Source organism: Bartonella sp. AA83SXKL, assembly GCF_042196965.1.
GTDB lineage: Bacteria > Pseudomonadota > Alphaproteobacteria > Rhizobiales > Rhizobiaceae > Bartonella.
The window spans coordinates 1-23333 of the sequence record NZ_JBHIRG010000010.1 but is presented as its reverse complement, the minus strand read 5'-3'; the positions used below and the strand labels follow the sequence as shown (position 1 = coordinate 23333).

The following is a 23333-nucleotide window of genomic DNA, read 5'->3' as shown; positions in this document are numbered from 1 at the left end:
TTTGTCATTTGAGGTGAGAGGAAGGCAAAAAATGGCATTTTTGAGCAGTGTTAAGCTCTTTTGCCTTTGAGGTATTTTTTGTCTTTTTAAGAAGTCCTTGCCAATGAAACAGCGCTTGTTAAGCTTCAACAGTGTTTCAGTATGGTGATATTGATATAAAAAGTTATGGTGTTTTTGTGTTTTTCAGTCTGCTTCATGGAGATCTGTAAGCCAATCCGATGACAGAGGAGATGCATGGTCATTTTCTTGAAAACAGAAGAATTTTTGGGAAGAACAAGAAGATTGCGGACCCTTATTAACGAAAGCGCTATGGGAGCGAAGCTAGGGAGTTAGAGCCTTTGTCATTTGAGATGTGAGACAAGTAAAAATGGCACTTTTGAAGGCGATGATATTTGGCCAATAAAAATAAAAACACAATAAAAACTAAACTAAAACAAAGGAAAAATTAAACTAAAAAAGGCCCCATTTTATAAAGGGCCTTTTTATTTAAATTTTACAATATATACAAAATGTATATAACCTTACTTTAAGAACTTTTTGTATCTTATATTCTAGTAGCAACAAGTTGTACGAAATATATAATAAGTGATCCTAAAAAACCAGCTAGTGCATTCAATAAATTTTCTGCTTTATCGTATATATCGTCGATTGATGCTTGTTCTGATGCGCTTCTATTACTGACTCTCAGTATATTCAATGTATCCGATGTGTCCCTTACTTGTTTAACAAAATGTAAATTTGTTTTCTCAATAGTATAAGGAGCAACAATAGGAGAGGGTTGTTTATTGACTATACGATCAGATTTTTGAATCGCGAGAGCTAAACCACTTGTAATAGCCCCAGCTATGAAAAAATATCTGATATTCATAGTTTTTCTCCTATATTTATTTCGATAAATAAATATCGATACGTATCATATATAAATTCGATTTAAATAACTATAGTAAAAATACCACAATCACAAAAAAGAATAAACTTTGCCTACAAATTGACAAAATTTACCCTTAATTGCCTTAATGAATTCTTTCAGATTTGATTTTATGAAGGCGTAAAAAAGTTTGAAAGCTCTGTAGAGAAGTGGAATCCCATAAGGTGGGTGATACAATAGTTGCTAGCAAACTTCTTTTTGTGCCTTTGACCAAGGATTCATAAAAATGAGGGTTCATAAAAATGAGATGCGATGAAATTTGAGTAAAACCCTTGAAGGGAAGGATTCACTCTATTGAAGGCGGAGTGCATCTTTTCCATGGATTGGATACTGCTTCATGAGGGTTTGGCGGTATCCGTTGAGGGGAAGGATGCACTCTTTTGAGGGGTTGAGTGCATCCTCTTATAGATTGGATACTGCCTCATGAGGGTTGAGGCGGTCTCCGTTGAGGGGAAGGATGCACTCTTTTGAGGGCTGGAGTGCATCCTCTTATAGATTGGATACTGCCTCATGAGGGTTGAGGCGGTCTCCGTTGAGGGGAAGGATGCACTCTTTTGAGGGCTGGAGTGCATCCTCTTATAGATTGGATACTGCCTCATGAGGGTTGAGGCGGTCTCCGTTGAGGGGAAGGATGCACTCTTTTGAGGGCTGGAGTGCATCCTCTTATAGATTGGATACTGCCTCATGAGGGTTGAGGCGGTCTCCGTTGAGGGGAAGGATGCACTCTTTTGAGGGGTTGAGTGCATCCTCTTATAGATTGGATACTGCCTCATGAGGGTTGAGGCGGTCTCCGTTGAGGGGAAGGATGCACTCTTTTGAGGGCTGGAGTGCATCCTCTTATAGATTGGATACTGCCTTTATGAGGGTTTGGCGGTATCCGTTGAGGGGAAGGATGCACTCTTTTGAGGGCTAGAGTGCATCCTTTCCATGGATTGAATGCACTCTTTGGAGGCTAAAGTGCATCCATAGGGAAAGGCATATTCCATAAAAACAGAGATAACCAAAAGATTTGTTTTTATATTTTTATTGATAGGTTGCTGTATTTGCGAGGGCTATTCATTCTTTATTCTCAATATTTAAGATGATTATGTGATAAGGGTTGTTCGTCAATACAATCGTAAAAGACGCTGAGTATTTTTATAAAAATTGAGATATTTTTGTGCCTTTTTCTTGTTTTTTTTGTGTTTACACAAGATATGCACGGCTTTTCAACAGTTTGTTTTTTTAGCTTTGCTAATGGCGATGGCGTTGGCTAAACACTTCAATCGTTTTAACTGCTTCAACACCGCCTTAAAAAAACAGTGCTTTATAATATGACAAAATAAGCTGTATAACTTTTGATTCTTACGCGATGCTAGAAAAAGGGGAATGTTAGGAGAGATGTTGTCTATATTCTTAGTTTATCTCTTAAGGTAGGAAGATTAACATATTTTCCGGATCTATTTTTATTCGGTTTGACGGTTAAAGAGCAATATCTGAATGGAATCACACTTGTCTCATGTTTTTATTCTCACGCTTTAGATTTTTTCTCATAGGGATTTTGTTTTTAATGGGGGATTTTGTTTTTTAATGGGAGGTTACGCGACTCACGTAAAACAGAATGTTCTAAATAGAATATATTTGTGTTGCACACTTACCTACTTGTTTAAAAACATTATGTTATCTTATCATCACAATTATATTGGTGATTGGGGATATTGGTAAATCTGATAATGGAGAAATTTCTTGCGAAGTGGATAAGTCCTTCTTTAAATTCACATAAGGAAAAGCCAGTACACTATTATACTATTCGCGCCTCATATGATGACAGCCTTTGGCTCTTGAGCGTGTTCATAAGAGGCATTTTGATTCTTTATCTTTGAAATCTTTGAAGTGCGTTATTTCATATGTCTCTCATGTTTGTAATGTGGAAAAGACAAGGTGTTGATTGATGCAACATGAAATAAATTTAAAATGAGAGAATCCCTATGATATCTGCGTCTCTTAATTTTATATGGATAACGGGTTTTAATATGGATAACGGGATATGATGATTATAAATCAACCTGTTGGGGGGCGATAAAGAAAGTTATCCAATAGTTAAGTCATTCTGTTATGCCGTAAAACACGGTCATTTGAGGTTTGGTGATATGAAGCAAGCTTCCTTGGATATGTTTTAAGTGTTTTTTTAAGGGCGTGGTGAATTTTTGAGACAGAGCAAGCTTCTGTTGCGCCTTGAGTTTAGCGGAAAACCCTGAATAGAAGCCAAGAGGGAATGGCAAACCAAGAGGGAAGTGTATCCAAGCTGTTTGTAAATCAGATTGAGTTAAGAATCTTTGTTCTTTAAGAATGGAACGCAAGTCAATTTGACAAAAGAATGATCTATTTTGCGGGTAAACCTTATGGAGGAATTATCACAAAGCTCATAAGGAAGTGATTTAAGACAATACAGTTATAAAAAAGTACAGTCATAAAAAAAAGTCCTCCGTCGCAATCAGAGGACCAAAAAGCAGGAGAATTTTAACATTGACTCGCAGGACGTGTCAAAAAAGAATAAATTTAAAAGGCCGTACTAAATACAAAAAAATCGTACTTAAATAACCTACCACATTATAATTAGCAGAGAATTGAAAAAATAGCAATATAAAAAATACTTTTTACAAAAAAATTTGTCATTTTGCATTAAAACTTAATACTTTTTTCAATTGAATATTTATTTTAAGACTCGATATTAATTAAACTATATTTAAAAATATTATGATGCATGCATGCATCTTGATAATATTCTTCAATCAAAAACGAATTAAGAGCCCCTCATGATTATAGGATTGATATGGGGGAAGGCTTTTTGTTTTTAAGAGTGTAGGGTGTATCTTAAGTATGTGAGGGGGGTGAAGTATTGTCCTTTTGGGTGGGGGCAAGGTAATGGAAATGGGGGCGAGAGCTGCTCAATGCTTGAGCCCGTGTGTGAGGGAAGTGCTTTAGAGGGGGCGGGGGCAACATGGGAGGCCGCTTAAAATGGCGAGGAGGGGATTATTCAAAATGTTTATGGTTTGCATATCCCCAATGAAATGCGAGCAAGTCTAAACAATCTCGTAAATGATCGGCAAGAGAGTTTTGTTTGCGTTTTGAAGAACTTAATTCTTTTATCGCTTGTCCATAGCCGATAACGCGTTCAAGCAGTGAATAGCCAAGAATACCCAGTTGAACTTTGATTGTTCTTAAATGATTGGATGCTTCTATTTGACGTTCAATAGGGTGTGTGTACCCTTGGCTACAGGAAACCTTTTCACGGGTGTAGTCAAGGCTCATGTGGAGATCGGCTTGGCTTTGACGCCAGTAAAAATAAAAACGTTCTGCTGCTTTATATTGGGCTTTGCTGAGATGTCCTTTCGCATATAAAAGGGCAATGGGATGGCTTTGTGCATTGGCAATGGCATTGATGGTGCGCGGATTGCTGGAACTTTCTCGATGATTGGGTTTAAAATAAGGATTACTTGTTTCAACAGGGATTTCTTGCGTCTTTAAATGACCAATGTGCTTTCCTTGATCTTGATGTTCAAGCGGGCAGGTTTGCGTATTTTTTTTCTGCTTATGGGTCATAGCATCTCCTTAAAAATTTTAATTTTGCTTCTCGTTTTTAAAAAATGTTGCTTGCTCTAGGCAAAAGAGAGGGATGAGAGGAAGACATGTGTTGGAGTGTGCCGTGTGGGTATGCGCTCTTTGGGGGTGACTTGGACTGTTGCGCTTGTGTGTGGGAGCCCCATGGATTTGGCTCTTGAAAAGAGAGGTGTTTTGTCGCATGGTGGATTTTCCTTGAATGACTTGATGGGGGAGTGGCATGATGTTGCGCGGTATTTTTCTGCATTGTGGTTGTTGTCTTTGTGGTTCTGCTTCTTTAAAGAATGGGCGTTTTGTTGCATGATGGGCATTCTTTCTGATTTTATTGCTGTGGGGGGAATTGATGTCGCAGGGTTTTGTTTTTTTGCCATGGTTGATGTTTTTCTGCCTCTTGGGGGCTTTATTTCTATTTATGTGGGATAAGAGGTATTTGAGGGATCATGAAAGGCATAATTTTTTTTAAGAGGATGGGGGTTTGGGGACTTTATTGGCGGGGATCTCATGTTGTTTATACGGTTGCTGAACGCATGGGGTGGCGCTGGCTTTGGTTCTCAATCCCGTGGAGTTTTGATGTCCTTTTGGGTCTTGTCATTGGGCTGGTTTATAGAGGTGTAAAGCATCTTGTTATGATTTGGCTTTAGAGCCTTGAAAAGATAGGGGGGGTGTCGCATTGTGGATATTTTTCTTGGGTGACTTGATGGGGGAGGTGAGTGATGGCGCGCGGGCTTTTGTCTCTGAAGGGATTGGTGTTTAGCTGTATTGTGGCCTATGTCTCTGTGGCTGTTTATGTGGAAATGAAGGCGTTGGGGATGACGTGGGGCGTATTTTTACGGGCTGTGGCGTTTTATGGCATTCCCGGTATTTTCCTTATGTTGGGTTATGAAGTAATGCAGCGGCGTGGTGTAACGAAGGGTTTGTTCCTCAAGATGGTGTTGTTGAGCTTCATTTTGGCTGCTGTCATTGATTTTATTTATAAGCAAGCTGAGCATTTTGGTTTGACTCAGATGTGGTTCTCAAACAGGTGGGTGTTTAACATTCTTTTTGGCGTTGTCTTTGGTCTTGTCCTTGGTCTTATTTATCGTGGGGCAAGGCGTTTTGGGTTTAGACTTTCATTCTTTGAAAAGGATTGATCTTTTGCTGCATTTTTGGCATGGTCTCTGATTTTTGCTTATGAAGGAGCGGGGCGTATGGTGGTTGCGCGGGACATGTTTTTGAAGGGGCTGGCGTTTTGCTGCGTTGTTGGCATGGTCCTTGGTTTTGCTTATGAAGATGCGGGGCGACCGGCTATTACGTGGGAGGTGTTTTGGCAGGGGGTGGTGATTTCTTGCATTGCTGGAGCGACCTTTTGTTTTATTGTTGTGGGAGCAGACCGTAGAACTGTATCGTGGGGCGTGTTTTTCAAGGCTGTGGTGTTTTGCGCCATTGCTGTAGTGGTTCTTGGCTTTGCTTATAAGGGAGCGAAGCGTTTTGATATATCATGGGAATTTTTAGTGATAGGAGCGGTGTGTGTTGCATTGCTGGAGCTGTCCTTGGTTTTGCTTATGAGGGTGCGGGGTAAATGGATATCGCGTGGGGTATTTTTATTGAAGTTTCTGGTGTTGGGTGGCGTTGTTGGAGCTGTTGTTGGGTTGGCACATGTGGGAGTAAAGCATATGGGGGGGCGCTGGTTTGTGATCTCGAACAATGAGGTGTTTCTGGGCACTATTGGATTTGTTCCTTTGTTTGCTTATGAAGGTATAAGGTGTGTGCGTGTACTGTTGGGATGGTGCTTAAAAAGGATGAGCATTTTTCTTTCCCATGGGCGTGGTCTTTGATGTTCTTTCTGTGAGGGGTATTTGATGTCGAACGATGTGATGTTTTGGCAGTGGTTGGGGTTTTTCTGCCCTTTGGCTCTCGCCTTTGTTTCTATTTATGTGGGAATAAGGTTTTTCGGGTTTACAAGGAAGGACTTTTTTAAGGGTGGGGTGCTTGCATTCTTTGTTGGCGTGACCTCTAAGTTTGTTTATGCGAAAGCTGAGCATTTTGGTTTGGCTCAGGTGTGGTTTTCAAACAAGTGGGTTTTTTACATTCTTTTTGGCATTGTCTTTGGTCTTATCCTTGGGCTTATTTGTCTAGGGGCAAAGCGTCTTGGGTTTAGGATTTCATTCTTTGTAAAGGATTGATCTTTTGCTGCATTTTTGATTGTTCCTTGGTTTTGCTTATGAGGGTGCGGGGTAAATGGATATCGCGTGGGGTATTTTTATTGAAGTTTCTGGTGTTGGGTGGCGTTGTTGGAGCTGTTGTTGGATTGGCGTATAACGGAGCCAAGCATATGGGGGCACTGGTTTGTGATCTCGAACAATGGGGTGTTTGTGAGCAGTGTTGGATTTGTTCCTTTTTTGTTTTGGAGGGGGTACGGTGAGTGCGTGTACTGTTGGGATGGTGCTTAAAAAAATGAGCATTTTTCTTTTCCACGGGCATGGTCTTTGATGTTCTTTCTGTGAGGGGTATTTGATGTCGAACGATGTGATGTTTTGGCTGTTGTTGGGGTTTTTCTGCTTTTTTGCTCTAGCTTTGGTTTTTCTTGATAAGATTGCCAAGCGTCGCTCTGTTACAGGGTGGATGTTTTGGAGATGGGTGGTGCTTTATGGCGCCCTTGCCACCTACCTTGGTTTTATTTATGTGGGCGTGGGCAGGCGCGCTGTTGACGGGGAGCTGCTCTTGAAGGGGGCGGTGTTTTCTTGCATTTTTGCAACTGTCCTTGGTTTGGTGCATCTGGGCGTCAAGAGTATGCCTGTTGCTTGGCAAGTGTTCTTAAAAGCAGTTATGTTTTGTTGCATGATGGGCTTTATCCTGTGGTTTGCTGCTGTGGGTGTCAGAGATATGGATAGCATAAGGGCGGTATTCTTAAAGGTTTTGCTCTTGTCTGTATTGTTGAAAGTGCTCTTGGGGTTCTTTATACGCGAGCAAAGTGATACGGTGCTACAGAGGTCGTTGCGTGCTTTGAATTTTGTGCTGTTTTTCTGCATTTTGGCACCAATTCTTTGTTTTACCCGTCTGGGAGCAGAGAATCTAGGGTTGAGCTGGCTTTGGTTCTCGAATGAGAGGGTGTTGCCCTTTATTGTTGGATTTTTTTCTCCTTTGATTTATCAGGGTATAAGGCGTGCGCGTGTTCTATGGGCTTGGTTCTTAAAGTAGGGTGTGTTTTTCTTTTTCATGGGTGTGATCTTTAATGGGCTTGCTGTGAGGGGTATGTGATGTCGAACGATTTGTTTTTTTTGCTGTTGTTGGTGTTTTCCTACCTTTTTATTGTTGTCGTTATTGGTACTTATAAGGTTTCCAAGCGCTTCGATATTCCGTGGTGGCGGGCGGCGTTTTATTGTATTTTTGGTGTTTCCCTCTTTTTGAAGGAAGTGCTGTTTTACGGCGTTTTAGGAGTCGTCCTTTTTTTAGCTCTTTTGGGGATGGAGAGTATGGACATACCATGGGGACTCCTGTCCTTGATGGGGATCGTGTTTGCTGCACTGTTGGAGTGGTTCTTGATTTTGCATATGAGGGGGCGGCGAGATGGGGGGTGGTGACGCGTTGTTTGTGGTTATTGAAGGGGGTGGTGTTTTGCGCCGTTGTTGGAGCGACCTTTTTTTGTTTCCGTCTGGGAGCAGAGAATCTAGGGTTGAGCTGGCTTTGGTTTGCGAAGGATTGGGTGTTTTTCATCATTTGTGGATTTATCCTTCCTGTTGTTTCTGTGGGAGCAAGGCGTGCGCGTTTGAAGGCGGAGGCGTTTTTAAAGAGAGTGGGGTTTATGGGGTATTACAGATAACGTCGAGGGAATGATTGTTCAAAAGAACAGCGATAGCGGTAGGTTTGGGGATCAAACCAAAGCCCTATTTTGCCTTCAAAATCACCAGAACGTTGTTTGGCAATATTCATAATGACACCTGGGCGTTTGGCTAAATCTGCTTTTTCTTGTGCGAGAGAAGCGGCAAAGATTTTATCTTCCAACGACCGATTGCGCCAAATGGTGATGATGTTAAAGGCATTGGCACCAATTTCTGAGGCGCCTTTAATGTCTTCTGTGCTGGGGATATCTTTATCCAGACCGCCTTTTCTGGCATGGGCTACAAGGTGAATATGTACATTGTTTAAAACAGCCCAATCAACCATTTTATAAACGGCTTGTTCTTGTCTTGCATAATCATCAGAGGCAATGCCAAGCCGCATCAAACTGTCGATGATAAATTGATCGCAGCCATAGCGCGCACGGCAATAGTCAAAGACTTCAAGCAAGGTATCTACGCTCGATTTGCCAACATGCTCATAAAGAATAAGCCCTTCGTCTAAAAAATGAAGAATCCGTTCAATTGTCTCTTTTGTAGGCTGTTCTAAGCCGCCCGTTTGTTTGGTTAAACGGCGGAGTGATTGTTCTCCTTTCATCTCTAGAGACGCTAAGCAAAGCCGACTCTTTTGTGCAATCCAATGGGGAATACAGTCTGATAATAATTGGCTTTTACCTGCACCACTCGCACCACTCCAGAGCGTTAATTCTGCTGGGCGGAAATGCAATTTGTCCTTCAGTTTAGGATAGGGAACCGTATAACCAAGATGTTTTTCAGGCTCTGGCCAAAAAAGCCCAATCACTTGATCTTTATAGTCTGAGGCGCGCCGTAAACCTTCTGGTGCAAAGCTTTGTGCTGAGGAAAAGGCGGCTTTTATGGTGGCTTTATCAATCCCTGCGGTTAAACAGTCATTGGCATCTTTAAGGGGTAAACGGACACGGTAGCAACGGTGGCGTCCAAGCCTGCTGGCAATCTCACGGGCTGCTTCTTCTCCGGGCTTGTCCATATCGGTGGCTAAAAAAATCGTTTCAAAAGATTCTAAATGATCAAATTCATTTTCAATCCAGTTGTGTTTGCCTCCACTGCCTCCTCCAAAGGGAACAGAGACCGCCGGATATCCATAGGCGGCTAAGGAAAGTGCATCAATTTCTCCTTCAGTGATAACAATGGTACGGTTTGTTGAAGAAAAAATGGGGAATGGCGCCTGTTGGGGCGCATGCGTGGGTGCCTGTTGGTGTGTGTGTGTGGAGGTGGGGTTGGTTGTGGCGGTGTTTTGGGGCGCCTGTGTGGAGGCGGGGTTGGTTGAGGGGGTGTTTTGGGATGCCTGTGTAGAGGCGGGGTTGGTTGAGGGTACCTGCTGGGGTGTGTGTTGGAATGCTTGCTGAGGTGCGTGCTGGGTTGCTTGTTGGGGCGTGTGCGTGGCGGGGTGGTTTGTGGGGTAAAGGGCTTGCCAACCAAATAAAATCGGTTCACATTGGGAGGCTGTTGGTTTGGTTTTGGCTCCTGCTTGTGCGAGCCGTTCTTTGACTAAAGCAAGGGTGCCGTCGGGTTTATAAAAGGGAAAAATGATTTTTTCACCATCTTCTCCTATGCGGTAACGCTTTATAATCTCTAAAGGAATGTGGCGTTCTTCGTGGAGATAGTTTTTTACAAGATTCTGCGGGCTCTGCCCTGTAGGAACCGGTGGACGGCGATAGGAACGATGGGGCGCCATAAAGGGTTTGGGGCGTGTCAGATTGAGAGTCGCGCGTGCTTCTTCTAAGGCTTGAGAAAGGCTAATGCCTTTGACTTCACACCAAAGGTCTAAAAGATCTCCTCCAGTGCCTTCTGCAAAATCATACCAAAGTCCTGCTTTACTACCACTCAAGCAAATCGATAAACTTTGACCAGCTTCACCACGTGTGTTGCCTACAATCCAATTGTTGCCTCGTTTGTGCCCTTGGGGAAGAAGCATTTCTGCTATTCTATCTGCTTGTGAGATAAGTTTTTGTTTGATTTCAAAAATTGTGCTCATGGTCATTCGTGATATTATTGTCGTTTTTCTCAAGATGTGAGAAGTGAGGACTCTGTTTTTGCTGTTCTCACCGTTTGATCTGATCGTAAAGTCCCGTAGTGCTATGGGGCTTGCCAGTCTACTTTGAGAGCTTCTTTGCCGCTCTTTTCTTGCCAATGGTCGCGAAACTTCTTGGCTTGCCAATGGGCTTGGCTCTCACTCAAACCTTCTGAAATGGCTGTGTTGATGTTTGTTTGCCAAGAGCATGGGGAAGTGGCGCCTTGGGAAAAGGAGGAAGGTGGAAAAGAGGAAGGGGGTGCAAGAAGGGTGGGGTGGATATGCCTGTGAGGGGGTGGTGCATGCTGGAGTCCTGTTGGGGTGTGTATTGGGGGGTATGCGGGGGGTGCCTGTGGGGGTCCTTGCGTGGGGAAAACGCTTTTGTGATGAGAGCAAAATGGTCGATGTTGTCTCGTTTTGCTGTGTGAAGAGCTTATTTCATTGTTGTTTTGCCGCCCTTTGTTTTGTTCTGTGTTATTTTGTCCGATGCTGTTGTGGTTTTGAAACATTTTTATTCCCGCGCGTGCTTGAAAAATACGTTGTTTGTGTGATGTCAAAAATTGTCGCTATAGTTGATCAAACTGCGGTAAAGCGTGTCGTTGTTCTCAGAGGTAAAAGATGAGGAGCCTCCCTGTTTTTGCTGTTCTTGCCGTTCGATCTCACGGCGAAACCAGTTGCGCCATGTGGCTTGCCAGTCTACTTTGAGTGCTTCTTTGCCGCCCTTGGCTTGCCAATAGTCGCGAAACTTCTTTTCTTGCCAATGGGCTTGGCTCTCACTCAAGCCTTCTGAAACTGCCGCCTTGATGTCTGCTTGCCAATGCTCAGGAAGACGATGCCCTTTGGCAACTGAGGTTGTGGTTTTTTTGTTGGAAGAAGGAGGGACGGAGGCAGGAAGATTGCTGGGGGGAAGAGTGGTGGCAGATTTTGTTTTTTCCCCCGTGACAATTTGCGCGATAGGGGCGGGAGTGAACTCGGCTTGGGGAGCATTTAAAGGGGAGGCGTTTTTTTGCTCCGTTTCTTCTTGTGGAGGAGAAGGGAGAGGTGAATCAAGAGCCGATAAGGGTGATGGGTGATCGCTTTGTTCAAAACTCTCTTCGCAGAAAAAACAAGGTTCTGTCTCATCAAACAAAATTTTCTTTTCTAAAACACCGTAAGGTGTTTCCTTTTCTTCTGCCTTTTGAGCTTTTGAGTTTTGTGCAGCATCTTTTGTACTTTCGTTAAGCAGTTGTTGCATCTCTGCATTGATTTTCTTGCGTTTTTTTGCCGAAGAACGACCCGCAAAGGATTTTTGTTCAAGCAATTTTTCACGCTCTTGAAAAACATTTTCGCAACGCTTGTTCCATAATCCATTGGCTAAATTTAAAATCTTACCCTCTTGGATGAGCATCTCTAAAACATTAACAAAAGTTCGCTTGTCACAACCACAAAGACGCGCTAAACGTTCTTTCGATATTTCTAAAGGTCGGCCACGGGCATACATTTCATTGAGAAGAATCGTATAGATTCCAATTTCGTGTGCGCGCATCCCACGTACACCTCCTAGAAAGTCATTTTGATACCAACAAACATATGGAAGCCTAGACGATTCATAATGAGGAGTTTCTTGTTGATTAGCGTGTTTCATACTGCAATCTACTTTCTTCTTTTTTATACATTTTTATTGATGATAAAAGCTCAAATAAGGATTTAACTTGTGTTGCTTTTGGCTCTGTTCGATGATGACTAGAGGCTTCTTTACGATGCTTATAAATGATTGGCTGTGCTTGAAGCGCATGCAAACTTACGATTTAAGATTGCGGTGATGGAAAGAATAAAGAATACCACACATTCTCAACGTACTTGCTTTTGGGCAGAAGCTTTGGAGGTGGTCTTTTATATCCGGTAGGGTGGTTAAAGTGTTTTTATGATCTAAAAATAAAAAAAATTCCCCCTAAAAAGTAAAATTTGTTTCCTTAATTTTATCCTTTTTAGAGGATAATGCAAGCCCGTTTTATAAAAAGGACGTGTTTTTTTAAAAAGACGCGCTATATGGTGAAATTATGAATATCGATGGTTGGCGTCAAAGATTAAGAATCGCTTTGGAAAAAAGTGGGCGGTCAAAAAGATCTATCTCCCTCGCTGCCGGGAAAGGTGCGGGGTACCTTCATTCTATTCTTTCTGAAGGAAAAGAACCAACAATCGAATCTCTCTCGCGAATTTGTCACGAAATTAATATCAGTATGAATTATATTCTTTACGGGAAAGGGGCTAGCCCTGAAGATAAAGAATTTATAGAGCTTATTTCGAAACTCTCTCCGCAAGAGAGACAGGCGATTTTGACTCTTTTGCGGCGACCAATTGACGAAGCTTCAAAATAACTTCCTTCTGTGCTTTTGAATCAAGGCGACTCCAGTGTTTTATTAATATTATGTCACTCATTTTATCTCTCCTGTGTGTTTATAATTGCAATTTTTTAAGAACAAATAGAGAACAACAAAGGGGCATGAGAGGAACAAAGAATAATAGATTTTTCTTTACATATGTCATTTGAACCCCGTAGATATTTAAAATATATCTTTTATGAAGGATAAAATGGTTGACATCTCTCCTATAGAGGATATAAGACTAACGCTATATTTAGTCTTGTCAAGACAAGGCTATGCTTTATCAACTATCTAAAGGGGGAAATCATGAAAAATATTTCATTCGTTAAAGAGGATGAAATCATTGTCGTTTTATGCGAAGAGGAAAATCCTTGTACTTATGAAGGACCAATCGACGAAATCGAAGAAGTGCTCGAACTGATTGAAGAATGTGAAACTGTTTATAGAGTTTTACGACTCGATCTGACAACTTCTCATGCTGAAGATATTACGGAACAAATCGCTGATTTTTATGTCGAAAATCATGAAATGAATGAAGAAAATACACAATTGCAGCCCTTCATTTTGAATAGTGAAGCTTATCATGCTTGTTTGAATGAAAGAGCGGCTTGCGATTATGAAGATAATCTCTATGGCTCTTATGAAAAACAGCATCGTTTACGCCCATGTGATGTCTTGACAGATTATTGGTGGTAAACATGCCAAGTTATCTCAAGACTTCGTATCAAGGGATTCCACTTTATTATGCTGGAAATATGCGAAATTTAATCAGACTCGAACCACAAAAACACAACGCTATACTTTTTATATCGCAAGAAGTGGCTCTGTCTATGGCAAAAAAATTGGAGGAAGAATATTGCCGCCATGATTTTTCCGTCGTGCAGTAGCAGGGTTGAAAAAGAAGCCGCAATGATGGGCCAAAGTGCTTTTTCATTGCGGTGACAATGGTGCACGTTATGCTTTCGTTCTTGGAGGGAAGCTTAGGGGAGCCGCTTTGGGGGGAGAGCTTTGCGCGGGGATTTTCTTAGCCGATATGGAAAGGGGGGGTATGAAGAAAAGAGCCTATATATGAGGAATTGTGGGCGCTTGTGTGGGGGAAGTTGCCGGCTGGTTCATTAGGGGGATAAGGCAATGGTGGGACAGGTCGTCATTCAGTGACTTGGAGTGATACGAAAGCATGTTGGAGAACAAAAATGAAGGCTTAGGGGGAAGAAAAGCAGCAGTACAGACAGGTTCCAACCTATAAAAAGGCAAGTTCAAGGGGAAAGAGCCGGTTTTTGTGTTTTGCGGCACGCAAGTAGGGAGCTTGGAATGATACGTAAAGCATGCTGGAAAATGGAAGGAGGTGTTTGACGGGGGAGGTCGTTAAAGCTTGTTTAGACGTATTGGGACACGTGGGGGCTTCTGGGTGCTTTTGTGTTGAGTGCTGGGGGGGCACCGCAATGATGGGCTCAAGTGCTTTTTCATTGTGGTGACAATGGTGTGCGTTATGCTTTCGTCTAGGGGTGCGCCGCTTGGGAGGGGCTTAGCTGATATGGAAAAGGAGGGGATGAGAAACTTGTAGAGAGGAGGGATGTTGGGGGGAAGCTTGTTGGGGAAAATGTTGGTGGTTGGCTGGTTAAGAGAGAGGACGAGTGGGGGGAGGAGAGCTTGAAGCGTATGCAAGGCATATGCTGGAGGGAAGATATGAGGTGTGGAAAGGGGGGCATGAAGAAAAGAGCCTATATATGAGGAATTGTGGGCGCTTGTGTGGGGGAAGTTGCCGGCTGGTTCATTAGGGGGATAAGGCAATGGTGGGACAGGTCGTCATTCAGTGACTTGGAGTGATACGAAAGCATGTTGGAGAACAAAAATGAAGGCTTAGGGGGAAGAAAAGCAGCAGTACAGACAGGTTCCAACCTATAAAAAGGCAAGTTCAAGGGGGAAAGAGCCGGTTTTTGTGTTTTTTTAGGGCACAATATTGAAGGATGCATTGAAGGATGTTGTTGTCTTTAGTCCGTGTGAGGGAAACAGCTTAAAAAAGGTGAATGCTTTAAAGAGGATATATTACAAAACACCTTAAAGATGAAGGGGAAAAATACTATGCCAATCATTATCGATTGTATTCAAGGAACAGAAGAATGGCAGAAAGTGCGTAATGGTTTGATTACGGCTTCTTTGTTTGAGATGGTTATGGCGCAAAAAAAACAGGGGCAAAAAACGTCACGCTATCAGAGTGTGATGATGAAATTGGCGGGAGAAAGAATTACCGGAAAAACTGTTGATGAAGGAACAACGCTTTCTCAGCGACGCGGGACTGAATTAGAACCAATCGCACGACAGCTTTATGGAAAACTTACACATACAGAACCTGAATGTATTGGCTTTGTTTTGGCAGATGATCGCGGACAAGGATTTTCCCCCGATGCTTTTGTGGGAAAAAATGGCTTATTAGAAATTAAAACAAAAAAACCTGAAATTTTGATCCCTCATTTCATGCAAAAGAGTTTTCCAGCAGAACATAAAGCACAATGTCAAGGGGGATTATGGATTTCTCAACGCGAATGGGTGGATTTAATGCTCTATTGGCCGGATATGCCCCCTTTGATTAAACGGGCTTATCGTGATGAAGCGTATATTTGCAAACTTGAAAATGAAATTAACCGTTTTAATGAGGCGTTGGAGAAGTTGGTACAGCAAATTAAATCTGTTGGGACAGGTTTTCATATAAGAACAGAAATTGCTTTGAAGGAGGGGAAAGAAAGGGTGCTTGGAATGAAGACAAGGCGTATGCTGGAGGGGAAAACGAGAATGAGACGGGGTGGGAAGGGATCTTGTGTAGCGTTGAGGAGAGGCAAAGTTCTATAAAAAGGAAAGAGCAGAGGGGGAAAAGAGTTGGTTTTTATGTTGGAGGAGGGTGCCAAACAGGGGAAGCAGGGAGCATAGCGAACTTAGGGGACAGGAATGTGAAAGCATGGTCGGAAATGGGGGAAAGGGTGCTTGGAATGAAGACAAGACGTATGCTGGAGGGGAAAACGAGAATGAGACGGGGGTGGGAAGGGATCTTGTGTAGCGTTGAGGAGAGGCAAGCTTAGTCATAAGGCAAGAAGTAAGCGGAAAAGCAGGTGGGTGTTGAAGGGAGAGAGACTTCGCGTGACAGCTATTGCTTGGGAAAATGGAAGAAGGTGTTTCAGAGGGGCAGTCAAGTGAAAAATAAGAGAGATAAGGAAGTACTTTGGGGGAAGATGTTAGGGAAGTGAGATAGGGGATGTGGGGTGCGGTTCTGGCCGCTTTTGTGTTGTGCCGTGTTTGGGGGCGCGATGAAAGGTCCCATGATGGCTAAGTTGCCGGACAAGTGCTTTTTCATTGGAGAGGAAATGGTTCTTGTGGTGCTTTTGTTTTTTGGGAAAGAGTCGTTTGAGGGGCGTTTTTTAGCCAATATGGGGAAAAGGATGTAGGGACATGAGAAAAAGCCTGTGTGGAGTCAAGTAGGCTTGTTGGGGAAAGGTTGGGGGGCAGGTTGTGGAAGAAAATAGAGGAGGGGAGGAAAGGGGAGAATAAGAAAAGAACGGATAGAGACATTATAATCTTTATGTTTTTCTACACTACCTTGTTATAGAAAATCAAAAATGACCACATTTTGTGAATTCACTGTGGGTCGCTCTTAATACTCTTCAAAAGCACTGATCAATAGATACTTCTCCATATAAATTTGATAAATGATATTAGTATGAGCCCGAAGATAAATGCACCAATCTTTACCAAATATCCTTTTATGCTTATGAGAATTAATAACCCTATACTTATTTATTCAGAATATCTTCCATGTAAAATAAAATTATAAAATACATTACAGATATTATTCCACAAATAATGAAAATTACATACGCGATACTATCAATTACACGCTTGGTATTATCTTGTCGTCTGTTCTCTTGGTTTCTAATAATTTCAGAAGCCTTGTGATTATCTTTAAAAGTTTTATGATAGAACTGATTGTAAGCAGCTCTCTTTTGAGGATCTTTAAGAACTTCATAGGCTTCACAAATTTTTCTGAATTTTTGTTCTGCTTCGGTACTAGAATTATGATCAGGGTGGTATTGCAGAGCTAATTTACGAAAAGCAGATTTTATCTGTTTATCGTTGCATTCGTAGCTTACACCAAGAATTCCATAATAATCGTCTTCATTGACTATCATTAAATACAGCTACTTTGTGTATTGCTCTTATTTTACAAGATCATTTAATTGATCTCTTTTGAATGTATCAACATGTGTTATTTTTATGTTAGAAATATAGTTAAAATCGTATTGAATGGCATGGCTGTACTTGGGGCTATTGTCTCTAAATGAGAGGAGATACAGTTCAAAACGCTTAAAAATGCAGCATACCCTTTGAGAAGCAATTTTCATAAAGTTATGGAATGAATAGATCAAAGTTTATGGTAATTTTGTATATTCTATGATAACTTTGTATAAGATCTCAATTTCATGATCAAGTTTCTCAAGTTCTTTCTTGTTTTTAGCTATACGCTCTTGATATGTCTCTATGTGTTTCATAAGGTTTGAGAGATCTGTATGTTCATGAGAGTGTTTTGCTTCATTCACATGTCGCATTGCATCTATTTCTAATTCTATAAGGGTGCACAGAGTATTAAATACATGATGTCGTTTTTTGATTATATTCTGCCATTTTTTTATTATATTGACATGTTTTTCATAGAGCAGTTGCGATAACTGCTGCTTGTTTTCCAAAAAAAATGTTTTTTCTATCCAGAGAATTTGGTAGAATTTTTCTTCCCACCAGCGACTTCCATTAACAAGGAAAATGCGGAAAAATCTCTCTCTTTCTGTAATCTCTTTTGAAGAGAATACTTCATTCGAATGAGTATATCCCTTTGAAGAATAAAAAAGATGCGTTGTTAAAAGAGCGATAATTAAGACGCTTCTCAATAAAGACTGTTTAATTAACATTGTTTTTTATACCCTCTTAGTGCTTGATTATAGTCATTGTGAGGGGCGGCTTAATGGTTCTTTAGAAGTATTTGAAAGGCGTTTTATTGTCCGTTTAAAGATTTTTTAGATACTGATTCCATCTTTCAAAAGCGCTATATCTTACGGGTGGTTTTACATCTTCTATGGGCATCATTGCAAGGTATACCTCTCTAGCCATAACGCACATTGTTGCTGTGTTTCTAAAACGAGTGAGTTCATTGCCTATTATGAGCTGCTCTGTCTGAAGAGTTTGTTCTTTTTGACTAATGCCATTGGGAGAATCCAAAAATTTTTCTGCGTACGCAAACATTGGATCATCAAAGTTTGTTTCAAACTTTGCTTTGAGGAAAATATTTTCTATATAATCCCAATCTTTCCTGTATTTCATCCCGTTAGCTTTAAAAGCCTTCAGTCTTGTTGGTAAGTCGTTAAATGTAAGTGTGGGCATCGTTTTATCACTTTGCCATAAATCAAAAAAGCGTCCACAAAAAACAAGCAATATGTGATAATGTCTTAAAATATTGAATTCTGGAGGATTACGGGGCAATGTGATTAAATACTTCCAAAATTGACTTTTGTCATGGGGTATACTTACAGTTTTTTCCATATACGCTTTTAAATATTCTACCTCTTTTTTTGCTTTTTCTAATTTCTGAGAATATTCTAAATGAGTGTAATTTTCATGGACATATTTTTGGTAAAGCTTATCGTATTCAGCAAGGTCGCTTACTTGAGTACAACCCAATAATATGAATACAGAAAAAAACGTTATAAATATTATGACGTACGTTCTGAATAATAATTTCATCATTTTAACTTTTAATGATTATCATGAATATTTAATTGATTTCTGTTAAATAAATCAATATGTGTTATTTTTGTGTTGAAAATATATGTAAAAACGTATTTAATAAAAATGGTTATAATGATCATAATGTGTCTAAATAAAGGTGTGGTACTGGCTAAAACCCCGCATATGTGGGGTTTTAGCTTATTGGAGGAGGTATGACAGCAGAAAATATAAGGGGATCTGTAGCCAAAATGGTTGTCCTAGGGTGGGGAGAGTAGGCAATATCCAAAATACTCCAAATGAAATATACTTGTTGTTGTACATTCACGCACTTGTTTTAATAAAGATATCTCGCTCTAAGCTCATTTCACACCCATTTCATGCCGGCGTTCGTAAATTTCATACTGGCGCCTGTGAATAATATCGTGAGGGGTATAACGGTCAAGCCCCGTAGATTATAAAGTCCGTAGATTATACCCCCAGAGATTATAAACATTGCGCACCCTATCTTACTTTATGAAAAAGTAAGTTGGTACTATTTGGGGCCCGTTGCCAAAATTGCGGCATGGGCTGTAGCTCTTGAGACGATTTATAATCTCGTTTACTGGGAGGCTTCTTACGAAGAGATATGCTTTTCTTGGAAAGTTTCTCGCCATACGGATCTTTCTGTTTGTGAACTGTAAGCGAAGAGGAGTGATTGATTTCAATAGAATAGAGGGGGAGAGAATTTTTTGCTCTTCGGATTCTTATGCAAGAGGAATAACGCTATCTGTATAAATTAAAGTATTCGTATAAAAAAGATGAGTGTTGAAAGAGGGATGGCTTAGAGCACGTGGAAAATCATAGTGTATAAAATTGGCAATGAGGGATCTTCTTTGAAACGGCGGGCTATCAATTTTCTGGTATATGGGGTGCCTAGTATATGGGGATGTCTGTTATATGAGATGTTTGCCATATGGGAGAGTGGGGTGGCTTAGTGAAAGCTTTATTGAGGGGGACTTTATCACTGTTTGGTTTTTGCTTTTGGTAAGGGGTGGGGAGAATGGGGAAGGAATTGAGTTGAGAGGAGGTTCTGGAAATGGCTCTGTTAGATCTGTTGTAAATGACGAATAGGATCGATGAAGCTTATTCTAATTTTTAGAGGGAATGCTTGTGTTGCTTGAGGTGGATAGAGAGGCTAGAAAGATAAGATTATTCGTTTTGGGGCGGATAAAGGTATCAATGGGATATGTTCAAACAATGAGTTTATAATAACTCATTATTGAGATTCAATTTGAATTTCAATGAGAGCCCGAAATAGTGTGAGATGTTTTTAGTTCTCTTATTCAAACGCTCTTATATTGAATCAAGTAAAATCGTTTGTTTGCATATTACAAACAGGGTGAGCTTGTGGGGAAAAATATTCAAGAAATAAAATATTGAAAAAATAAAAATGCCTATACCGTCTCAAGTGCCAAGAGCTGTTGCAACAGTGAGGCTTGGCAAAGAGAAGGATAGGGCAAATCTTACAGAAATGAAAGAGGGGGGAGGCAAGGGGTGGGGGGATATTCTTTGGGGGGCGGTCAATTTCAAAAGCCATTCGCAAAGCATTTTAGAGATTAAGTGTGTCATTGAGTCCATTGATTTTGAAGCTACTGATTTTGAGGCTATTGAAACGCATGGTTTAAAGGATGGAGGATTTGATGAAGCTGATGGAGGTTGGGGAAAAAGATTTAGGCTTATAGGGAAGACTTATAAGGGCAAGAAGAGAGAGGCAAAAGAAGAATAAAATGGTGCTGCGAGAGAGGATTGAACTCTCGACCTCTCCCTTACCAAGGGAGTGCTCTACCACTGAGCTACCGCAGCCCTTTTCAATCTTTGCGCTGTCTTGTGCCATATTGTCAGAAAATAGGCAAGAGAACATTTGTATATTCTTGCAAGAAAACGTATCTTATGTCATGACATATGTTTCTTATATGCTTAAATATTTAAGGTTATGAGTTGCTTGGATAGAAGCTCAACACTGTTTAAAAGGTTGCGCAATGACACAAATGCATCAAAAACAAAAACAAAATGAAATTAATCATCAAGATGAAAAAGCAAAACGACGTCAAGAAAGATTGGCACAACAATTGCGTCAAAACCTGAAACGTCGAAAAGAGCAAAGCCGAAAAAGAGCACAACCAGAGCTCTAAAATGCAAAAAGCTCTAAAATGCAAAAAAATGTTTTTTAGTAAATTTTTGCAACCAAACTTCTCAATAATTTGTTCTCATAGTTAGAATGCGTTCTAAAACGATTAATAAAGCATAACTTCCCGAAGGGGGACAATCCTTTGGAAGGGCAGGCACAAAGGAAAAGAGGGAAAACACGATGGATTCTATTCAAATTGTTGGGGGAGAAAAACTTCAAGGAACAATTCCTATTTCTGGGGCAAAAAATGCTGCATTACCTCTTATGATTGCGGCGCTGCTTACAGAAGAAACGCTCACTTTAGAAAATATTCCGCATCTGGCCGATGTTGAATTGCTTATTCGTATTCTCAATAATCATGGTGTTGGATATGCCGTTGATGGACAAGAGTTTAACGATGAATGTGTGAATTCAAGAACAATTCATTTTACGGCGCAAAAAATAGCCACAACACGGGCACCATACGAACTGGTGAAAAAAATGCGTGCAAGCTTTTGGGTTATCGGACCTCTGCTTGCACGATGCGCAGAGGCTTATGTTTCGCTTCCTGGAGGATGCGCTATTGGAACAAGACCTGTCGATTTTATCCTTGAGGGACTTAAAACTTTAGGCGCACAGATTACTATCGAAAATGGATATGTTCATGCAAAAGCGCTAAAGGGGTTAAAAGGTGCTCACTATCGTTTCCCTAAAGTCACTGTTGGTGGAACCCATGTGCTGCTGATGGCGGCGACAATGGCAAAGGGAACAACCACTCTTGAGAATGCAGCTTGTGAGCCAGAAGTGACAAACCTTATTCGAACTCTGAATGCTATGGGGGCTCAAATAACCGGTGAAGGAACAACAACGCTTACAATTGAAGGGGTTAAAAAACTCAACGGTGCTAGAGTACGCGTTATTGCTGATCGAATCGAAGCGGGAACATATGCAATGGCTGTTGCTATGACGGGAGGAGATGTCTTTCTTAAAAATGCAAATCCTAATCATCTCACAAAGGTGCTTAAGGTGCTCCAAAAAACAGGACTCGAGATTCAAATAGAACCTCAAGGAATTCATATTAAGCGAAATCCAAAGAACACCAAAATTATGCCCGTTGATATTAAAACAGGACCTTATCCTGCTTTTCCAACTGATCTCCAAGCGCAATTCATGGCGCTCATGACACGGGCTGAAGGAATCGCGCATATTACAGAGACGGTTTTCGAAAATCGTTTTATGCATGTTCAAGAACTCAATCGCTTAGGAGCACAGATAAAGCTTGATGGGCAGACGGCAACTGTCTATGGAACAGAGAATTTGCAAGGGGCTCCTGTCATGGCGACGGATTTGCGTGCTTCTGTTTCTCTTGTGATTGCAGCATTGGCAGCAAAGGGGGAAACAATCGTCAATCGTGTTTATCATCTTGATCGTGGATTTGAGAGATTAGAAGAAAAATTGGCTCGTTGTGGCGCAAAAATCCAACGTATCACAGTGTAAACCTGTTAAAGTGTAAACCTGTTAAAGATATGCTGAATGCTTTGCGCTGTGGTTGAGGGGGGCGATTGCTTGGGGGCGTTTTAACACAATGTTTGCTTGTTGGGAGGGGCTGGGCTTGGCTGGTGCATTTTTAATGGTTTACTCTCTTGCTTGTGGAATTTTGGAGCCGTATATTCTTGATGATTTTCTCAATAGTTCTTTCAAAACTCCATCTTTCAAGGGTATGGCTTTTGTGGCTGCTGTTTTCTTTTCGGAATGGTTTTTCTTTCGTGTAAAGTTTTGCTTCTCTCACTCTTGAAGAGGCTCGTGATTATTGTCTAAGTTTCGTTCATGGCGCTCATGACGCGGGGTTGAGGGAAGCGCGCATATTACAGAGACGGTTTTCGAAAATCGTTTTATGCATGTTCAAGAACTCAATCGCTTGAGGGCGCAAATAAAGCTTGATGGGCGAGAGGGCAACTATCTCATGGAACAGAGAATTTGCAAGGGGGGACTCATCATGGCGACGGATTTGCGTGCTTCTTGTTTCTCTTGTGATTGTAGCCCTCTTACTCTTGTTACATTGGCAGCAAAGGGGGAAACAATCGTCAATCGTGTTTATCATCTTGATCGTGGATTTGAGAGATTAGAAGAAAAATTGGCTCGTTGTGGTGCAAAAATCCAACGCATCACAGTGTAAATCTGTAAGATGTCTCTCAAAAATGGCTTTGGGAGGGGGTGATATGTTGTTAGGTGTGCTTTTGGGAGGTGTGATCTCAAAAATAAAGGGTTATTAGTCCTCTCAATAAACGTGGGTTTTATTTCATGGTTTTGGAGTTTTTACGAGCGGGCATAAAAGTTTGAGAGGCGGGGGTGGAGCTCATAAAATAAAGACTGTTTTTAAATTTTATTGCTAATTTCATGAAATTACTTTATTGGTAAGAGAATGTTTTGGTCGTCTACGCAGCGATCAACAGGGAATGAAAGACCCTAAACTTGAGACACGTATTTATCCAGCTTTATGGATATCCCGGATTTCCGGGAGCTTTTGTTATGTCCAGGTGCGCTCTAGCACTAAAAGCAAAAGGCTGAGTCAAGTTTCAGCTCTTTCAACTCCCGGAATACCAATGCGAGGGCGCTCGCAACCGGCAGGGGAGCTTGAAGTGAAAGCTAAAAATCCACACTTTAA

Annotated in this window: 27 protein-coding genes, 1 tRNA gene and 3 pseudogenes; 21 read left to right on the top strand and 10 right to left on the bottom strand. The window is 41.2% G+C overall.

Translation table 11 applies throughout. The features are described 5' to 3' along the window. Positions 1-544: 544 nt before the first annotated feature. Positions 545-868 (bottom strand): hypothetical protein, encoded by a 324-nt coding sequence (locus tag ACFINO_RS06215; protein ID WP_375630071.1) that lies wholly within the window; start codon positions 866-868, stop codon positions 545-547. 2144 nt (positions 869-3012) lie between these two features. Beyond that, positions 3013-3267 carry a hypothetical protein gene (locus ACFINO_RS06210; RefSeq protein ID WP_375634515.1) on the bottom strand — a complete coding sequence of 85 codons (255 nt, stop codon included), beginning with the start codon at positions 3265-3267 and terminating at the stop codon, positions 3013-3015. 522 nt (positions 3268-3789) lie between these two features. On the opposite strand from ACFINO_RS06210, the gene ACFINO_RS06205 reads away from it, so the two are divergent. Then, positions 3790-3924 (top strand): hypothetical protein, encoded by a 135-nt coding sequence (locus tag ACFINO_RS06205; RefSeq protein ID WP_375633348.1) that lies wholly within the window; start codon positions 3790-3792, stop codon positions 3922-3924. Positions 3925-3940: 16 nt separating this feature from the next. Here the strand turns inward: ACFINO_RS06205 and ACFINO_RS06200 are convergent, their stop codons facing one another. Continuing rightward, positions 3941-4510, bottom strand: a complete 570-nt coding sequence (locus tag ACFINO_RS06200; protein WP_375633347.1) for a hypothetical protein — start codon at positions 4508-4510, stop codon at positions 3941-3943. Between the two features lie 105 nt (positions 4511-4615). Between ACFINO_RS06200 and ACFINO_RS06195 the strand changes: the two genes are divergently transcribed. From ACFINO_RS06195 to ACFINO_RS06160, 8 genes are all read left to right on the top strand, one after another. After that, entirely contained in the window at positions 4616-4951 is a 336-nt protein-coding gene (locus ACFINO_RS06195; RefSeq protein WP_375642851.1) for a hypothetical protein, read from the top strand. Positions 4952-4968: 17 nt separating this feature from the next. Then, positions 4969-5169: a hypothetical protein gene (locus tag ACFINO_RS06190; RefSeq protein WP_375642850.1), complete on the top strand. Its 201-nt coding sequence runs from the start codon at positions 4969-4971 to the stop codon at positions 5167-5169. 72 nt (positions 5170-5241) lie between these two features. Then, complete coding sequence (locus ACFINO_RS06185; protein ID WP_375642920.1) at positions 5242-5658, top strand: hypothetical protein; 417 nt, start codon at positions 5242-5244, stop codon at positions 5656-5658. A gap of 15 nt (positions 5659-5673) precedes the next feature. Beyond that, positions 5674-6342 carry a hypothetical protein gene (locus ACFINO_RS06180; protein ID WP_375642849.1) on the top strand — a complete coding sequence of 223 codons (669 nt, stop codon included), beginning with the start codon at positions 5674-5676 and terminating at the stop codon, positions 6340-6342. A gap of 24 nt (positions 6343-6366) precedes the next feature. Further along, positions 6367-6690: a hypothetical protein gene (locus ACFINO_RS06175; protein ID WP_375642848.1), complete on the top strand. Its 324-nt coding sequence runs from the start codon at positions 6367-6369 to the stop codon at positions 6688-6690. A gap of 80 nt (positions 6691-6770) precedes the next feature. Beyond that, positions 6771-6929: a hypothetical protein gene (locus ACFINO_RS06170; RefSeq protein ID WP_375655255.1), complete on the top strand. Its 159-nt coding sequence runs from the start codon at positions 6771-6773 to the stop codon at positions 6927-6929. A gap of 92 nt (positions 6930-7021) precedes the next feature. Beyond that, the gene (locus ACFINO_RS06165) at positions 7022-7705 is read left to right on the top strand and encodes a hypothetical protein (RefSeq protein WP_375655254.1); all 684 of its coding nucleotides are present in this window, start codon (positions 7022-7024) and stop codon (positions 7703-7705) included. Between the two features lie 181 nt (positions 7706-7886). Further along, on the top strand, positions 7887-8327 hold the full coding sequence (locus ACFINO_RS06160) for a hypothetical protein (RefSeq protein WP_375655253.1): 441 nt from the start codon (positions 7887-7889) through the stop codon (positions 8325-8327). Here the strand turns inward: ACFINO_RS06160 and ACFINO_RS06155 are convergent. From ACFINO_RS06155 to ACFINO_RS06145, 3 genes and pseudogenes are all read right to left on the bottom strand, one after another. Then, positions 8321-10357 (bottom strand): annotated as a pseudogene (locus ACFINO_RS06155) (toprim domain-containing protein); the annotation flags it as partial. The gene ACFINO_RS06160 and the pseudogene ACFINO_RS06155 overlap by 7 nt on opposite strands. A gap of 101 nt (positions 10358-10458) precedes the next feature. Beyond that, complete coding sequence (locus ACFINO_RS06150; RefSeq protein WP_375655267.1) at positions 10459-10950, bottom strand: hypothetical protein; 492 nt, start codon at positions 10948-10950, stop codon at positions 10459-10461. After that, positions 10947-12017, bottom strand: coding sequence for a DUF1376 domain-containing protein (locus tag ACFINO_RS06145; protein ID WP_375655252.1), 1071 nt, complete (start codon positions 12015-12017; stop codon positions 10947-10949). The genes ACFINO_RS06150 and ACFINO_RS06145 overlap by 4 nt, the downstream gene beginning before the upstream one ends. A 415-nt stretch (positions 12018-12432) precedes the next feature. On the opposite strand from ACFINO_RS06145, the gene ACFINO_RS06140 reads away from it, so the two are divergent. The 5 genes from ACFINO_RS06140 to ACFINO_RS06120 all read left to right on the top strand — a co-directional run bounded on the left by ACFINO_RS06140 (position 12433) and on the right by ACFINO_RS06120 (position 16193). Next, positions 12433-12750 carry an XRE family transcriptional regulator gene (locus ACFINO_RS06140; protein WP_273790852.1) on the top strand — a complete coding sequence of 106 codons (318 nt, stop codon included), beginning with the start codon at positions 12433-12435 and terminating at the stop codon, positions 12748-12750. Positions 12751-13062: 312 nt separating this feature from the next. Further along, on the top strand, positions 13063-13452 hold the full coding sequence (locus ACFINO_RS06135) for a hypothetical protein (RefSeq protein ID WP_375634523.1): 390 nt from the start codon (positions 13063-13065) through the stop codon (positions 13450-13452). Positions 13453-13454: 2 nt separating this feature from the next. Next, positions 13455-13643, top strand: a complete 189-nt coding sequence (locus ACFINO_RS06130) for a hypothetical protein (RefSeq protein WP_375634524.1) — start codon at positions 13455-13457, stop codon at positions 13641-13643. 1195 nt (positions 13644-14838) lie between these two features. Further along, positions 14839-15603 (top strand): YqaJ viral recombinase family protein, encoded by a 765-nt coding sequence (locus ACFINO_RS06125; protein ID WP_375642844.1) that lies wholly within the window; start codon positions 14839-14841, stop codon positions 15601-15603. A 452-nt stretch (positions 15604-16055) separates the two neighbouring features. Beyond that, entirely contained in the window at positions 16056-16193 is a 138-nt protein-coding gene (locus tag ACFINO_RS06120) for a hypothetical protein (RefSeq protein WP_375633335.1), read from the top strand. Between the two features lie 507 nt (positions 16194-16700). Here ACFINO_RS06120 and ACFINO_RS06115 read toward each other — a convergent pair. From ACFINO_RS06115 to ACFINO_RS06105, 3 genes and pseudogenes are all read right to left on the bottom strand, one after another. Beyond that, positions 16701-16934 (bottom strand): annotated as a pseudogene (locus ACFINO_RS06115) (DnaJ domain-containing protein); the annotation flags it as partial. A gap of 240 nt (positions 16935-17174) precedes the next feature. Next, a complete protein-coding gene (locus tag ACFINO_RS06110; protein WP_375655251.1) occupies positions 17175-17708 on the bottom strand; it encodes a hypothetical protein in 534 nt (177 codons plus the stop codon). A 94-nt stretch (positions 17709-17802) separates the two neighbouring features. Beyond that, positions 17803-18540: a hypothetical protein gene (locus ACFINO_RS06105; RefSeq protein ID WP_375655250.1), complete on the bottom strand. Its 738-nt coding sequence runs from the start codon at positions 18538-18540 to the stop codon at positions 17803-17805. A gap of 518 nt (positions 18541-19058) precedes the next feature. On the opposite strand from ACFINO_RS06105, the gene ACFINO_RS06100 reads away from it, so the two are divergent. From ACFINO_RS06100 to ACFINO_RS06090, 3 genes are all read left to right on the top strand, one after another. Beyond that, positions 19059-19202, top strand: coding sequence for a hypothetical protein (locus tag ACFINO_RS06100; protein ID WP_375655249.1), 144 nt, complete (start codon positions 19059-19061; stop codon positions 19200-19202). Positions 19203-19458: 256 nt separating this feature from the next. After that, the gene (locus ACFINO_RS06095) at positions 19459-19632 is read left to right on the top strand and encodes a hypothetical protein (protein WP_375633333.1); all 174 of its coding nucleotides are present in this window, start codon (positions 19459-19461) and stop codon (positions 19630-19632) included. Positions 19633-19951: 319 nt separating this feature from the next. Beyond that, positions 19952-20287: a hypothetical protein gene (locus ACFINO_RS06090; RefSeq protein WP_375655248.1), complete on the top strand. Its 336-nt coding sequence runs from the start codon at positions 19952-19954 to the stop codon at positions 20285-20287. A gap of 2 nt (positions 20288-20289) precedes the next feature. Here the strand turns inward: ACFINO_RS06090 and ACFINO_RS06085 are convergent. After that, positions 20290-20364 (bottom strand) — tRNA-Thr (locus tag ACFINO_RS06085). Between the two features lie 176 nt (positions 20365-20540). Here ACFINO_RS06085 and ACFINO_RS06080 point away from each other — a divergent pair. The 4 genes and pseudogenes from ACFINO_RS06080 to ACFINO_RS06065 all read left to right on the top strand — a co-directional run. Beyond that, on the top strand, positions 20541-20693 hold the full coding sequence (locus ACFINO_RS06080; RefSeq protein ID WP_375607050.1) for a hypothetical protein: 153 nt from the start codon (positions 20541-20543) through the stop codon (positions 20691-20693). Positions 20694-20869: 176 nt separating this feature from the next. Then, the gene (murA, locus tag ACFINO_RS06075) at positions 20870-22165 is read left to right on the top strand and encodes a UDP-N-acetylglucosamine 1-carboxyvinyltransferase (RefSeq protein ID WP_375613603.1); all 1296 of its coding nucleotides are present in this window, start codon (positions 20870-20872) and stop codon (positions 22163-22165) included. 115 nt (positions 22166-22280) lie between these two features. Further along, complete coding sequence (locus tag ACFINO_RS06070) at positions 22281-22463, top strand: hypothetical protein (protein WP_375655247.1); 183 nt, start codon at positions 22281-22283, stop codon at positions 22461-22463. Positions 22464-22492: 29 nt separating this feature from the next. Next, positions 22493-22844, top strand: a pseudogene (locus tag ACFINO_RS06065) (UDP-N-acetylglucosamine 1-carboxyvinyltransferase); the annotation flags it as partial. Positions 22845-23333: the final 489 nt, after the last annotated feature.